At 44.8% G+C, this 13,902-nt stretch carries 15 protein-coding genes; all 15 read right to left on the minus strand.

All coding sequences use genetic code 11. The features are described from left to right. Positions 1–164: 164 nt before the first annotated feature. Positions 165–1,334, minus strand: a complete 1,170-nt coding sequence (locus tag NG833_RS28625; protein ID WP_254568670.1) for a cysteine desulfurase family protein — start codon at positions 1,332–1,334, stop codon at positions 165–167. 91 nt (positions 1,335–1,425) lie between these two features. Continuing rightward, complete coding sequence (locus tag NG833_RS28630; protein WP_254568671.1) at positions 1,426–1,767, minus strand: DUF433 domain-containing protein; 342 nt, start codon at positions 1,765–1,767, stop codon at positions 1,426–1,428. Between the two features lie 102 nt (positions 1,768–1,869). After that, the gene (locus tag NG833_RS28635) at positions 1,870–2,478 is read right to left on the minus strand and encodes a Uma2 family endonuclease (protein WP_254568695.1); all 609 of its coding nucleotides are present in this window, start codon (positions 2,476–2,478) and stop codon (positions 1,870–1,872) included. A gap of 23 nt (positions 2,479–2,501) precedes the next feature. Further along, positions 2,502–2,708, minus strand: coding sequence for a DUF2281 domain-containing protein (locus NG833_RS28640; RefSeq protein ID WP_256556204.1), 207 nt, complete (start codon positions 2,706–2,708; stop codon positions 2,502–2,504). A gap of 197 nt (positions 2,709–2,905) precedes the next feature. Further along, positions 2,906–3,232 (minus strand): DUF433 domain-containing protein, encoded by a 327-nt coding sequence (locus NG833_RS28645; protein ID WP_254568673.1) that lies wholly within the window; start codon positions 3,230–3,232, stop codon positions 2,906–2,908. Between the two features lie 29 nt (positions 3,233–3,261). Beyond that, entirely contained in the window at positions 3,262–3,459 is a 198-nt protein-coding gene (locus NG833_RS28650) for a DUF2283 domain-containing protein (RefSeq protein WP_254568674.1), read from the minus strand. 472 nt (positions 3,460–3,931) lie between these two features. Further along, positions 3,932–4,843, minus strand: coding sequence for a hypothetical protein (locus NG833_RS28655; RefSeq protein ID WP_254568675.1), 912 nt, complete (start codon positions 4,841–4,843; stop codon positions 3,932–3,934). A 116-nt stretch (positions 4,844–4,959) separates the two neighbouring features. Next, entirely contained in the window at positions 4,960–5,298 is a 339-nt protein-coding gene (locus NG833_RS28660) for a DUF5615 family PIN-like protein (RefSeq protein WP_254568676.1), read from the minus strand. Positions 5,299–5,301: 3 nt separating this feature from the next. Further along, positions 5,302–5,628 (minus strand): DUF433 domain-containing protein, encoded by a 327-nt coding sequence (locus NG833_RS28665; protein ID WP_254568677.1) that lies wholly within the window; start codon positions 5,626–5,628, stop codon positions 5,302–5,304. A gap of 107 nt (positions 5,629–5,735) precedes the next feature. Then, positions 5,736–7,067: a DNA sulfur modification protein DndB gene (locus tag NG833_RS28670; RefSeq protein ID WP_254568678.1), complete on the minus strand. Its 1,332-nt coding sequence runs from the start codon at positions 7,065–7,067 to the stop codon at positions 5,736–5,738. A 34-nt stretch (positions 7,068–7,101) separates the two neighbouring features. Next, on the minus strand, positions 7,102–7,611 hold the full coding sequence (locus tag NG833_RS28675) for a hypothetical protein (protein ID WP_254568679.1): 510 nt from the start codon (positions 7,609–7,611) through the stop codon (positions 7,102–7,104). Between the two features lie 27 nt (positions 7,612–7,638). After that, complete coding sequence (locus NG833_RS28680; RefSeq protein WP_254568680.1) at positions 7,639–8,442, minus strand: phosphoadenosine phosphosulfate reductase family protein; 804 nt, start codon at positions 8,440–8,442, stop codon at positions 7,639–7,641. Then, positions 8,423–11,935, minus strand: a complete 3,513-nt coding sequence (locus NG833_RS28685) for a hypothetical protein (protein ID WP_254568681.1) — start codon at positions 11,933–11,935, stop codon at positions 8,423–8,425. The genes NG833_RS28680 and NG833_RS28685 overlap by 20 nt, the downstream gene beginning before the upstream one ends. Continuing rightward, entirely contained in the window at positions 11,928–12,866 is a 939-nt protein-coding gene (locus NG833_RS28690) for a DUF4007 family protein (RefSeq protein WP_254568682.1), read from the minus strand. Before NG833_RS28690 ends, NG833_RS28685 begins: the two co-directional genes overlap by 8 nt. Positions 12,867–13,268: 402 nt before the next feature. Further along, positions 13,269–13,841 (minus strand): Uma2 family endonuclease, encoded by a 573-nt coding sequence (locus tag NG833_RS28695; protein WP_254568683.1) that lies wholly within the window; start codon positions 13,839–13,841, stop codon positions 13,269–13,271. Between the last annotated feature and the right edge of the window lie 61 nt (positions 13,842–13,902).

The raw sequence follows: 13,902 nt of genomic DNA on the forward strand, positions 1-13,902 counted from the left end.
ATTCCAACAAATAAATCCTCCTTGCTTTGATGCGATCGCACCTAACAAGACTCTATTTAGCCCGCGCAGGCGGGCTTCGTCCGTGTAGCCCCAGGCTTCAGCCTGTGGGTTTTTTGGACATTTTATTTTTTGGAGTTCCCGTAAAAGTCAAGGATATATTCAGTCTAGGCTTCCATTACTGCCCGAATCGCATGGACTGCACTCCCGAGAATTTCCGCCGTGCGATCGATATCTAACTCTGTGGTAAATTTACCGACCCCAATTCGCAATGAGCCATCGATGATATTCGACGCTAATCCTAACCCTTGCAAAACATGGGACGGAGATTCGACTCCAGAGGAACAGGCGGCACCCGTTGAGATGGCGAGGCGATCGCGCACCCGAGAAATTACTGCACTGTTCGGAATATCTGGAACCGAAATATGCAAATTTCCTGATAGGCGATCGCTCTTATCCCCATTAATCACCAAACCGGGAATTTTATCCAGCAATAAACCCTGCAACTTATCCCGCAACTGAGCAATTTTCCCCTCATCTTCCACCATTTCTAATTGCCGCAACAGACAGGCTTCACCTAACCCCACAATTCCCGGAACATTTAACGTCCCCGAACGAATTCCCTGCTGATGTCCACCGCCAAATAGAATCGGTTCCAGACGATAGCCTTGGGAGATGACTAACGCGCCAACTCCTTTCGGACCATACAATTTATGGGCGGAAATCGTCAAATAAGTTATTCCCCATTCCTGAAACTTGATGGGAATCTTTCCTACCGCTTGAGAAGCATCACAAAGAAAGGGAATATGATAAGTTTTAGCCAGATTACCAATCGCTTCAACGGGATAAATTGTGCCAACTTCGTTATTAGCTGCCATAACGCAGAGCAAAGCAACCCCAGTGGCACAGACTTGTTCCAACTCCTCTAAATCCAGTCTCCCTTGGGAGTCTATTCGCAGGTAAACAATTTCGGCAAGCCCTTTTTTTGCCAAAGCATTGCAGGTATCTAATACTGCCTTATGTTCTACGGGAGAAACGGCAATTCGCGGTTTACCTGTAGCGGGGGTATGGGCGAAAATGGTACCTTGAATCGCCAGATTAAGGCTTTCCGTTGCGCCGGAGGTGAAAACGATTTCTTTGCGAGATGCGCCGATTAATTCTGCTACCTGAGTTGCTGCTTGAGACACTGCTTTTTCAGCGCGATCGCCATAACAATGGTCGATACTGCTGGCATTCCCAAATTCTGTCGTCATGTAATGCAGCATTTTCTCGGCCACTCTGGAATCAACTGGAGTCGTGGCATGGTAGTCGAGATAGATGGGATAAGAGTCACTCATTGAATATCTATCAACTCAAGTCTGAAATATTATTGTAAAATGTGAAATTTACTCTTGATAAAGAGGAGGTAAACTTTTATAAATTAAGTATTTAATATTCATGGAAAACTGGCTTTTTTATCCCTCCTTCTGCTTTTAACTTTAAGAGTCTGACCACAGGCGCAGGTGGATTATTATCCTGTTCGCGCTCAGATTTTAGGCAATATTCCAACCAGTTACCCATGTAATTGCTTACTATTTCTCGATGGTGAAGATAGTACAGAATAGTCGCATAAACTTGCTCTAGAGTCAGCGAAGGATAAGTTTTCGCGATTTCCTCAGCCGTGCAACGGCGATAGATGTACTCATAGAGAATCGTTTCAATACCGATTCGGGTACCTTTGATCCGAATCTCATCAGAGGAGAGAATGTCAAAGTAATCCTGAAGTTGCATTTTGTTTTAACTCAGTTTTCTGCTATTTTAGCTTAAAGGCTAACACTTAGAGGGCAACCGATGAAAATTATATTAAAAGCGTAACAAAAACAGTCGGGTTGTTTACCAAATTGGGGTTAAATTCAGTCTGAATCCAGGCAAAATAGGTTCACCGCTGACTGTGGTGGGATGGTTAAGACATTCTACGGGTTGCTCAGGACGGTAGATGTAAACTTGACAGTGTTTGCGGTCTATCAGCCACCCCAGTTGAACGCCATTGTCAATATATTGCTGCATTTTGTCTTGGAGTGGTTTTAATGAATCGGAACTCGAACGCAATTCCACCACAAAATCCGGCGCAAGGGGAGCAAATTGTTCCTGTTGTTCTGGGTTCAGGCTGTTCCACCGTTCCAAATCAACATAAGCAGCATCAGGAGAGACGATCGCGCCATTGGGGAGGGTGAATCCTGTACTAGAATCAAATCCGATTCCGGTTCCTCTTTGTTCAATCCAGGTATAGAGTTGGCCGAGGAGTCTAAAATTACGTCCACCCGTTTGACTACCCGTCGGTGGCATAATTAGTAATTCTCCAGTTGCAGTCCGTTCTAGGTGTAAGTCGGGATTAAGTTGGCAAATCTGAAAAAACTGCTCCGGTTTCATCTCAACTGCTGGATGGAGATGCAACACCAAGGGAGCCTGTTCATCGGTTTGAGGTCTTTCCGTCCAACTCATAGCATTGATGATTTGCCGTGTCATTACCTGCCGTATCCCTCCAGATAGTTTTTGTTCGTTGAAAGGTCTGCTGCTCCTTCCACAGAGCCCATAAATTGTGCCGCTTTAGTGAGAACTGATTCGGCAGTTTCATCTTCTTGATGGGGAGTCGTCTCTGGGTCAATTTTTGACTGTAATAATTCTAGGAAATTAAGCACTTCCTGCTGTTTATCAGGAGGTAAATTTTCCAGTTTTTACACAATGCTCTGAACAAGGCTCCTGGAGTCTCTCCATTTCTGGTTTATCCAGTATTATATCAGGTTGAAAGTAATGGTGACCCATCCAGGAATAGAATCGCGATCGCTGGGTGGACATGGTGACCTGCTAAAGGCCGGAATTCGACAATTGGAAGAGGGAAATTTTCATCGGCATCAAGACGCGCCCTATTTCAATCTTCCTCATTTCTTTGAATTGCCGCTTCCATTTCCTCTGAGTGCCCCTGGGAATAGTTCCAAGCATTGACTAAATCTTGGGCGCTGAGTTGAGGAAAATCCTGTAAAATCCGACCATCAGACGCCCCTAATCGACGATAGTTGACGAGAGACCAAAGGGGGATGCGCGTATTGGCAATTCTGGCATCGCCGCCACAGACACCGGGCGTTTTTTCAATCCCTTTCCAAGCGTTACTTAAACTTTGGGCGAGAATTTGAATCGCTTGGGCTTTTTCTTCTGGCGTTAAGGCTAAGAGTTGGGGTTCTATTTCTTTTAGGGTCATATTTTAAAGGGTGGTACTCTTTCATCACGTTAAGTCTCCAAACCGACTTCAATCGTGGAGTCTTTGGCAATAAATTCTTGGACATCTAAAACCTCGATTGTCACCACCTCTCCACTGGGAGAATAGTGAATAATTAGGGAGCCTTCATCTTCAGCATAGGCAATGGGTTCGTCTGATAGTTCAATCAGCAAAGCATCCACATCTGGACTATATCGAATCCGTTTCATATCGCGACCTCCTTCCTGGGTAGTGGGTAATGACTAAAATGCGATCGGCATATTCTCTGTAGACAACTCTCAGAACTAAAGTCTCATTTAATCTTTTTTGAGCGATGTATTTTTCTCCTCCGCTAAACTCTACTTTGTCTGGCGCTCGGATGGTGTCTTGAATTATCTCTGGAGAAATCGTGATTTCGTGAGTTGCTAAAACTTCAATTTTCAGGACGGCGTGTTAACTTAGTTCTATACTTTTTTCCGCAGTCAAAGCCATCGCCTCCGGTTTAGATTGACAGGAATGAAAGGCGAGCGCCCATTTGTGTCAGTTGTCCCGAAAGTTCGTCTGGAACTTCAATGGTAATGATAGACATTGGAGAACCTCTAAGAAAATAGTGGCTCGATTATAGCAATTTTGGAGGGGAAAAACCTGCGATCGCCTTTCTAACAGTCTGCTTTAGCAGTCCTAGAGTGGGCGATCGCTTCGTTACAATAATCCTGATTCGCCCAAAGCTCGGTCCAGAGTTTCTGCTAACTTCAGTTGTTCTCCCCAATATCGCAGATACTCAAAATCAAGGGTAGCACCTTGTAACTTCATCACCCCTAAAATATCTCGCCACTGTTTTTCTGAGCTAAAATTGGTATCTCTATACCACAGCAACTTTTGTAAGATAATATCTTCAGAACTCGGCAGAACTACGGTTTGCTCCGGGTTAGTGCGAACGATTTGCACTTGACGCCGTTGAAATTCAGATTGGCTAAATGGGTTGTTTTTTAAAATAAAAATGTCAAATTTGACAATCGACTCATTGTCGATAATATTAAACGAGCTTTGATAGCGGACTGCCGATTTTACGGTTTCTTCCTCTACATAAAATCGAGGTTGCAAGGCAGCGACGAATGGTTTAACCTGGGATAAGGTCAAGTCTGCCACCAAATCAATATCTTGAGTGCTGCGAGGTTCTCCTAATAAGCTGCTGGCAACGGAACCCCCAATCAGGTAAGGGATCCCCAGTTCGTCCAGAATTGCTGTCACCACAAGTACCAGAGAAATTGGGTCAGTAATCATAACGGGTTGATTTAGGTTTTGGCGAATAACTTTTAAAGCGGTTTCATGATCTAGAGTGCGAAGTGCGAATTGATGACGAATTTCTAATGGACTCGCTTGAGGATAGCGGTTTTGAATCGCCATGAGAGACATTTCCCAAACCCCTTTTGTCCAACCGCTGACTATCTCCGCTTTTTTCCATAAAGGCAGCGATCGCCACAACTTAAACTGATGGAGTTCGGCCTTGATATCAGTATCTCTAGACTGGGTTCTATAGTTGGGCTTAATCTCGCCCATTTGGGTCAGTTGTCCCGAAAGTTCATCCGGGACATCAATGGTAATTCTAGCCATAGGATAACTTTCAATAAAAAAGTTAATCGATTATAGCATAATTCAATCAATAGAGAGTCATAACTATGCCATCCTCCGCCAATTCAAACGAGCCTAGTTTAGATGCTATTTCCAGGTTATGATGCCCGAGTAATTCTAATCAATTGACCTTTGAGATTTTCTTCCCTGGCAATAGCTTCAGCAATCCGCTGCGCCTGTCGTTCTGTATTCAAATCTTCTTTGCAGATGATAATGCCGCAATGATTGGGGTGAAAGCGGTGCAGTCGTCTAAAATCATCCCAATTTCGCGTTAAAATCGCCCGTTCTTCATTAACTGCAAATGCTAATACCTCTTCATCAGGAATTCCCAATCCTGCCTTGCCAGCTTCGGCAACGGTGAGGACATCGTGACCCGCTAAACGCAGCAATTCGACAATTGGAAGAGGAAAATTTTCATCGGCATAAAGACGCGCCATTTTTCAATCTTCCTCATTTCTTTGAATTGCCGCTTCCATTTCATCTGGGTGTGCCTGGGAATAGTTCCAAGCATTGACTAAATCTTCGGCGCTGAGTTGAGGAAAATCCTGTAAAATACGACCATCAGACGCCCCTAATCGACGATAGTTGACCAGAGACCAAAGGGGGATGCGCGTATTGGCGATTCTAGCATCGCCGCCACAGACTCCGGGGTTTTTTTCAATCCCTTTCCAAGTGTTACTTAAACTTTGGGCGAGAATTTGAATCGCTTGGGCTTTTTCTTCTGGCGTTAAGGCTAGGAGTTGGGGTTCTAGTTCTTTTAGGGTCATATTAAAAAGGGGGCTATTTCCTCAGATAAAGGTAAAACCTGCGATCGCCTTTCTAGAGGTCTGCCTTATACTCCCTAGAGTCTGCGATCGCTCACCATCATTTTCTCTCATTCATTTTCTTCATCATCTACTTCGTTGGCATGAGAGTTGCCCGACCAATTAATTTGAGGTAATAAAGATGCTTTTTGATCCTCTATTGCGTCACGATATTTTTGCTTAAGTTCCCGTATTTTTACATTAACTTTTAGTCCTAAAGCATGACTAATTAGCGAAACAATTAAAGCTCTCTCACTCTTACTTCCTACAATTCTTTGTGTAGATGGATTCCAAACCAGATTTTTCCAGGGAGCTAGATTAATGTCCATAGGTACATTAGTCATAATTGCATCGATTGCATTTTCTATAGACTTTCCTTGAATTCCTGCTTGTTTTATTACTTCAGCAACTATGTATTGTCCAATCGGTCTGGCAAAAACATTTCCTCCAGCAATAGGTTTACCTTTTTCATTAAAGGGTATAGACCCATCATCATTGATATATCTCCTAAGATCTCCTGGCTTCTTTTTGCCATTAACCACAGGTTCAAATCCAGGGCATTTATTTAGCATCAATATCCATATCTGTTCTAAAAATGTGTAGTAGCTTTCTAATTCATCATTTGAAGGTCTAAATTGCTTGAATCCTTGGTCTATTTCCAATCCCCCATCATAGCAACCCAGGAGAATTTCATTGGTTTCATAAAAAGCGGCCAGAGTTGTTATATAAGGATAATCATTTTTATTTTGGTGAATTTGCTTAGTTCCTAGTTTGATTGACACTAAATTTTTAATAAGTGCATTTTCTTTCACAAGCTGACGAGTAACAATAGCTATAGCATCATCTTCATCAATGGCTATATTTTGTCCAGCAGTCGTAGGTTTAGCTCGGCGGTTTAGCGTAGAAAACAACCTGCGAGTTCGCTGTAGACCCTCTGGCGTTTCTTCATGTTTCAGAATAATAACGCTAATTTCTTCTTTGGCCAGATCGGGATTGATTTTTATTGCTTCTTGGATAGACCGTAGCCGGTGTTGACCATCAAGAGCATAGTAGATTTGGCTTCCATCGAAGCGCAATAAACCAAAACCATAGCTATGTCGCTCGTCATCATCATCTATCAATGGATGTTCATCAACTGTCACTTGCGAAAATTCAGGTTCACCCCCATAGACGGCAACCACCAACGCACCATAAAACCTCTGTTTTACATTCACTAAATATGGAACCATCTCTTTTGCAACACGCCCGGTAATTTCTCTTTGAATTAACTCATTCAACTCTTTATTCGGGCGAATTTCTTCAGCAATTTGACATTCTCGGGCTATCTTTCCAAGCTTCATAACGGTTATATAATATTGCCAATCACCCATTCTTGCTTTTAAGGCTGGAACATAATCTGCCATTTTTATCTCCTGTTTTACCTTTAACAACAGTTAATTAATCGAATGCTTTAGCCCAGAGTTTTTCTCTTTTTGGTAGATCTGTGTTGCAGGGAGGATGACAACACATTAGAAGGTGTTCTTCTACTGTATCAACATCTCTACGGGGTAACACAGCCCACCAAAAATACAACTCATTTTTATACTTATTGAGCATGAAAACTATTAAGGGGCGGCCTTGAATGTTTTTTCTTTCCTTAAAATAAGATTCAAACCTTTCTGATAAATATCCAGGTGCTGCTTTTCCAATATAGAGGGGCAAATGAATATCTTCTGGAAATGGAGGGCCTAGTTTTATCGAAAAGCAGTAAACCCCATGTTTGTTAGGAATTTGAACTTGAGCTGCTTTGACAAATTTACAATTTTCCCATTTTAACTTAATTCCTCGCATTGCTATAGGAAAATTTTCTACATAATGGGGTAACCATCTGAGCCTAAATTCATGCTCTTTTGCAAAGTGACCTGAAATTGCTGCCTTTTGAGTAGCAAAATCATATAAATCAGACATAGCAGGGATAATTACTGACTCATAAAGTTACAAATGACAGGCCAAACATGGTAAATCCTCATCTTCCTCATCTAAGACTGACGACAGGACATCAGCTAAAGGTCGATTGGGCAATGATTTTGTTGTTTCCTTGGCCATTGCTTTCTCATGGTTGGCAATAATTTCCTCCTTCCGTTCGAGTAGTTCTAATAAAGTCTCCCCCTCAGTCCAAGTGTAATGTCTGCCATCACTATGATTCTGCTCGTAGTCAACCGCCTGAGCAAACAGATCCGGATGTTCTTCCGCCAGCTTGACCCATTCATATTTTCGTTGAAAGAAGCAAAAAAAGCAACCCGAGCGACTGCGCCACCGATAATAGTCGGGGAGTCCGATGCCGCTCTCTTCTAGCAACCGCAGGATATCTGCTTTAACGAGACCCTTCTCCTTAAAGGGATAAACGGGTTTTAGATTGGGTTTGGTGGAGATGTAACCATCGCGGTTTTCGTCGGCGCGGATCCCGATGTAGCTGATTGCCTCATCGTCCCCGACAAATTCCTCTAGGGGCTTGATTTTCATCATCACCGTACACCATCGCTTTTTGGGCGAGGGGAGTAACCCGCCATGAATGTCGAGCCAATGGTCAAATCCTCGTTTGGGGCTCAGATAGTGGATTTTAATCCCTAAGCGAGCTTTGATGCGATCGAGATACTCGTAAGTCTCCGGCAACTCCTTATGGGTGTCGCAGAAGAAGTATTCCATCTGCGGCACTTGTTTGTGCAGGAGGATGGCAAGGGCCGTGCTGTCCTTGCCGCCGGATAAACCGAGGATATGTCTAACGGGTTTGTTGCTCATTTTTCCGATTATGACGGGTTTTCTGCATTTGAGCAATATTCTCCAGGGATGTTGCTCCCAAAACTCTTTCCGTTAGTTTAGCAACAAATGCTTGCTGGAGTTGAGGATTATCTCGCAAAATCGAGTTTTGCAATATTTCTTCAACTAAGGCTTCGATTTTCCCTTCCGATTCGCGCTCAACCCAAACCATGCGGTGGGTTTCTTCGCCGTCGGGACGGGTGACGGTAATCCGGCGCGCATCAAATCCCTCTCCTTTGGCAGCTACTTCTTTCTGCAAGGCTTCCAGGTTCTTGAACCGTCTGGCAATGTCGCTGAGTTTAATCTCGAACCCGGTGGCATCTTCATCGGTCCAGGATTCGCTCGGTTTATCGGCAACTATCATCACCAGTGCTTCTAACCACTGGCGATCGCTTTTACTCTCATCTGCTGCCGCTTGAGCAAAACTGGTGAGGCGACGTTCCAGAGATTGACCGCCAATATAACTGGCACGGACTCGCAAGTCTTCCCGCAGTTTGGTTTCGGGACTCCTGATGCCAAACGCTTCGTATAAGCGCGTCTGACAGTCGTTGAGCAAGCGATCATAAGCAGTCTGAATCTCTCGCAGGGCTTCTACTAGCTTGAGGCGGAGGGTTTTGGCAATATTGGCATTCTCCCCCTCTTCGCTGGTAATTGCAGGCAACCCACAGGCTTGGGGTAACGATGTAAACACCAGTTCGTCTGGTTCCTGTTCCCGCTTTAATGCTTGCAAAACCCTTAACGCTTCACCACTGAGGCGCTGGGTTTGTGTGGTATAGGCGGGTAATGCTTTGGCAAATTGAAATAACGGTTTGACGACGGTGAGTAGGGTGGCGTTACGAATCCCTGACTTGTTTAGGGGTTTGCGTTTTCCCCAAATTGCCTCCAGTTCTTTAAAGACTTGCGATCGCAGTCCGACGACTTCAAAGTATTTCACCGCAAAGCGTTCGGGATATCTCACCAGTAGCTCAAAATGCTCCAATCCCAACACTGGGATAAAAGTGCCATCTTGGTAAACCCCGACATCATCCGCATGGTAAAGCAACACTGCCGCCAACAACACCGGAATCGCACCTTGTTTCATCCCGTAGGGAGGTGATTGCAAGCGCTGGTAAAGCAAGTCAAGGGTCTGCTGTTGTTCTTTCGCCTCTAGGCAAAACTCCTCGATCGCCTCCCAAATACTTGTTAGATCCGAATGCTGTGGCGGCGGGAAAAACCCCCATTCTTCCTCCTGAGCTTCCCACCGATGAATCTTAGGTTCACTCAAGAGGGAATGATACATTGAGACCTCTGGGCCATATCCCTCAAATCCCAATTTTTCTTGGTCAGCATTTTCTAACATCGCCGCAATCAGTTCCATTCTCGCTTTCGCGCCTTGGGAGGTCAGATCGCGACGATTGATCAGTTCATTCCAGAGAATCGGCGTTTTCAGATAAACATCGTCACACACATCCGATAGTCGAGCACTGATATCGGTAACGTGACTGAGGGTTTCTTGTTTTCCCTGAATCCAACAGAGGTTGCGATTTTCGGCTACATCAAACGCTTGACTGAGGCTTTCATCTAACAATTCCTCTGCCTGAACTAAGCGATAGCGCACTTCTCGCCGCGCTACGCCATCGCTTTGCAATTCCGAGGCATGGAGTTGAATGTGTTCAAGGGCTGCAAATTCTCGCGAGTGCATTCGCAATGTTTCCAATTTGGCCGCACATAGCACGATTAAGGGTTTGCCATCGGTCGTCATGGCGGGGACGCGCTGAGGCAATTCTTCACCTAACCAATCGGCAATTAATCCATCGGCATCCTCGTTCAAACAAGACAGTTGTGAGAGATTTGTGGATTCATCGAGATAGCGGCGTTCAAAATAGCGCAAGGTTCCTGTGAGATAACTGTGCCGTTGGGCCACTAAGGGAGCCATCGGACGAATTTCTGAGAGTAATTCCACTAGAGGCGATCGCTGTTTTGCCAGATAATCTGCGACTGCGCTATCGACATTAAAATCAGACCCTTCCCAAATCCGCAATTCATCGACTTGCCTGCGATAGGTGACTATTCCTTTTTGCAGCAAGTTATCGATCGCCCGTTGCCAATTTTCCGACTCCTCAACGCTGTTCGACAAGGCTAAACTGACCAGAGAACGAGTCGCCTTCAGTGTGCCGGTTGTTGTTACGATATTTAAAGTACCGATGGTTTTGAGGACGCGCAAACTATCAGCATCCAGGGTTTTTGCCACATCATTAATTAAACCCTGTACTTCTATCCATCGTTGCAGTTTGGGTCTCGAAGTAATCCCCATTCCCACTGCTTCGATAAAATAATCATAGACGCGATCGAGTTTCAGGGTTGGCAGTTCCATCCCCTCCACCTGCGTCTCTTCTAAATATCGATTAAACGAATAGGGTTCGGCACTGGTGAGGAATGTAAATAAGGAGCGATCGTTTTGGGCGTATTGCGTACATAATTCCGGTAAAACTAGGGCCGCTACCGGATGCAAGGGATAGGTCGAACTCACCACATCTGGCGAAATATCTGCGGTGAGTTCTTTTGGCAACAATTCAAACCATTCTTCTGCTTGATTGGCAATGGCACAGGCAAATTTTTCAGCCCCAGAGCGCTCTATCGCTTGACCCATTAACCGCATCATTTGCGGGGCCGAATCTTTAAAGGGAATATCTTCAAATCTTCCCTGAATTTTCGCCCATTCATTGCGCTGCACCGATGATAATCGCTCACCATAATCCGCAAAAGATTGATGCAGTAACCCAATTAAATAAACGGGGGAATTACTGTCTCTGGGCAATTCTGCCAATTGTTGCAACAAATATAAATCTTCTTGACCCTGATTCTGAGCAACAAATTCTAAATTTTTACCTAATTCATCCACAACCAGCAATACTGGTGTTTTTGCAGCTTGCGCCACCTCTTGCACTAAACTAGGAATGGCTCTGCTTTTTATGGTTTTTCCGGCGTCAATTTCAGCCTTTAAATCGACCAATCCCCGCGCAACTTTTGGTCTTTTTGAATGAGCCATATCGTGCCAAAACACTTCTGCACCGCGATGCAGTGCCCGCACGATGGTATGACTTAACGGTTCTCGTTGCGCCGTCACTACCGCTCTAAAAAACCCTTGTTCTGGAATCGTTTCACTCAGGGTCACATACTCCTGACTGTCGGATTCCAGGGTCGATTCCAGAAGGGTTAATGCCTGCTGACGCATGGGATTTTCGCGGTCTGCACAAGCTGAAATCAGAAATTGAGCGAAGGAAGATTTTCCGGTGCCATAAACGCCGGTTAATGTCCAAGCCCGGTTGGTTTCGGGATTGGCAAATCCAGTTAAAATTCGGCGCATCGCATCCAGCGATCGCTCGGTCAGAATATATCCGGCTAAGGCTTCGGCTCGTTCCAAATCTCGCTCGATATTAATAGAACGAGAATACCGCCGATTGAGGCTGAAATAGTTAGATAATCGTTTAGTCATGGTTGTTTCCGCCTCGTCTTAAATTGTAGTACCGTTCTATAATATCCTTTGCCAAGACTTCTGGATTCTCGTTAAAAGAAAATTGAATTAATCCTGCGGATTCAGACAAAGCGACTGCCTTCCACTGACGCGCTACTCGTTCGATCGCATCACAGACGGCACTTTCGGGCAACTTAAAGACCATACCGGGGCTACCACTATCATAAAGCAGCCGAGAGAGGGCGATCGTGCGCTGTCCATGTCCCACCCAATCTGCATATTCCAAACAAGCGGCAACGATAATTTCTGAGGGTAAATTCCGTTTCTGATTCACTCGGAAGGTGTAATATTTGGAGTCACCAGCGGTATGAATCAATCCCAATTCTGTAAAGGGACAGTCGATGGAATCTTCACTGACTTTCGTTTGCGATCGCTGTTTGACATACATCCGCAGAATGCAGCTAACATCTTTATTAATTGAAGATTCGGCAATATTCTTTTTCAGGGTTTGTCCATAGTCAGACACCGCCAAGAACAAATCATTTTGGGAAAATTCCACCCGCCGAAACTGATTAAACGTATAATGCCATGCTGCGGCATCGCAGGTGGGTTTGAGCAAATTCCAGTGCAGCAACCACAAGGATGCCGGGTCCTCCAAAAACGGGTCCCAGCCATCATCTTCTAAAAGGTTGGATCCGAATTCCGTGGGGCGATCGTCTGCCAACAGCTTAAACACCTTGCACCAGTAGCGAATCGATCGCACCATATTTTTCCCCACCCCGAGACGCACTGGCGCATCCTCGGCCAAAAATACCCCGGGATCATCTTTCGCTTTGTCAAAACCCTTTTTCAGCCAGCCAAACCGAGGGTGAAAGGTTTCATGACGGGCAAAAACCGGATTCACGCTTTGGGGGGGGTCGATGATATGACGGTTGAGGCTGGTTTGAATCACGATGGTTTCCGGTGATGTCTGGTAAGCAAAACGATTATTATTACCCAGTCTGGGCCTGGGCGATCGGCCTGAGCAATAAAATTTTACATTTTTAACTCAGGGACTGGATCAGCTTGTGATGTCCATCGTCCATAATCACCGCGTTTGAGTAAAAAGTCAACCTACCGGCTATAGAGACCCTGCCATCGTCCTTCTACTCCAGAAGCGTGAGGGGTTCACAGGGGAGGATTAACCAGAGGCATTCTCAATCAACAAGGGTCAGGGGTGGGATGTCCACCTCAAATCGACTCGTTAAGAACTCACTCCTAGCTTAACCCTCAAGGGGCGATCGCCCAAGTTTCGCGATCGGGCAATGTTCCCATCAAGAACAGTGGATGTTTTTAAATCCCGATTTAACCGGGGTTAGTTTTCGCTGAAGACGACATCTTCATAAATCAAGTCTAGGGGAAATCGAAACTCTACACTTGCCAGTTCTATCTCATCCCCTTCTCCATAAGTGGAGAGTTCCCATAACCCTTTTTCATTTAGTCGAAAACACTCCACCATTTTTTGGTCTGCACTCACCAGGACATACTCGCGTAAGGTGGAAATGCGCCGATAGTTTTGAAATTTTTGACCTCGGTCAAATCCTTCGGTTCCTGGAGAAAGCACCTCCACAATTAAACAAGGGAAGTTAATCATAGTTTTGGCAAGTTTATCCTGTTCATTGCAGGTAACCATAACATCGGGATAGTGGAATGGTCCAGATTCAGAGACCCCTACTTTGGCATCAAAAATCAATGGACGACAAGACCCCCCTCTCAAATGAGTTTTTAACTGATAAAATAAATTACTAGCAATCATTGCATGAGCAATTGTCCCCCCAGTCATGGCGAGGATTTCGCCATTCATATATTCATGTTTGAGGGGTTGTTTTTCCTCCCATTCTAAATATTCCTCGGGACTCATATAATTTTGCTCTGGATTGGCAATCATGATATCCTCCTAGGTTTTGATGGTTATTTTCAAAGCCGATGTTTTAAATCCCGATTTAACC

Origin of the sequence: Oscillatoria sp. HE19RPO (assembly GCF_024220515.1) — a bacterium.
Classification (GTDB): Bacteria; Cyanobacteriota; Cyanobacteriia; order Cyanobacteriales; family Laspinemataceae; genus Laspinema.

What these genes read in the sequence shown, in the direction of transcription:
- NG833_RS28670 (WP_254568678.1), bottom strand. Translation starts at nt 7,067, where the DNA reads ATGGCAGATTATGTTCCAGCCTTAAAAGCAAGAATGGGTGATTGGCAA.
- NG833_RS28625 (WP_254568670.1), bottom strand. Translation starts at nt 1,334, where the DNA reads ATGAGTGACTCTTATCCCATCTATCTCGACTACCATGCCACGACTCCA.
- NG833_RS28630 (WP_254568671.1), bottom strand. Translation starts at nt 1,767, where the DNA reads ATGCAACTTCAGGATTACTTTGACATTCTCTCCTCTGATGAGATTCGG.
- NG833_RS28680 (WP_254568680.1), bottom strand. Translation starts at nt 8,442, where the DNA reads ATGAGCAACAAACCCGTTAGACATATCCTCGGTTTATCCGGCGGCAAG.
- NG833_RS28650 (WP_254568674.1), bottom strand. Translation starts at nt 3,459, where the DNA reads ATGAAACGGATTCGATATAGTCCAGATGTGGATGCTTTGCTGATTGAA.
- NG833_RS28685 (WP_254568681.1), bottom strand. Translation starts at nt 11,935, where the DNA reads ATGACTAAACGATTATCTAACTATTTCAGCCTCAATCGGCGGTATTCT.
- NG833_RS28665 (WP_254568677.1), bottom strand. Translation starts at nt 5,628, where the DNA reads ATGACCCTAAAAGAACTAGAACCCCAACTCCTAGCCTTAACGCCAGAA.
- NG833_RS28655 (WP_254568675.1), bottom strand. Translation starts at nt 4,843, where the DNA reads ATGGCTAGAATTACCATTGATGTCCCGGATGAACTTTCGGGACAACTG.
- NG833_RS28660 (WP_254568676.1), bottom strand. Translation starts at nt 5,298, where the DNA reads ATGGCGCGTCTTTATGCCGATGAAAATTTTCCTCTTCCAATTGTCGAA.
- NG833_RS28695 (WP_254568683.1), bottom strand. Translation starts at nt 13,841, where the DNA reads ATGATTGCCAATCCAGAGCAAAATTATATGAGTCCCGAGGAATATTTA.
- NG833_RS28635 (WP_254568695.1), bottom strand. Translation starts at nt 2,478, where the DNA reads ATGAGTTGGACGGAAAGACCTCAAACCGATGAACAGGCTCCCTTGGTG.
- NG833_RS28675 (WP_254568679.1), bottom strand. Translation starts at nt 7,611, where the DNA reads ATGTCTGATTTATATGATTTTGCTACTCAAAAGGCAGCAATTTCAGGT.
- NG833_RS28645 (WP_254568673.1), bottom strand. Translation starts at nt 3,232, where the DNA reads ATGACCCTAAAAGAAATAGAACCCCAACTCTTAGCCTTAACGCCAGAA.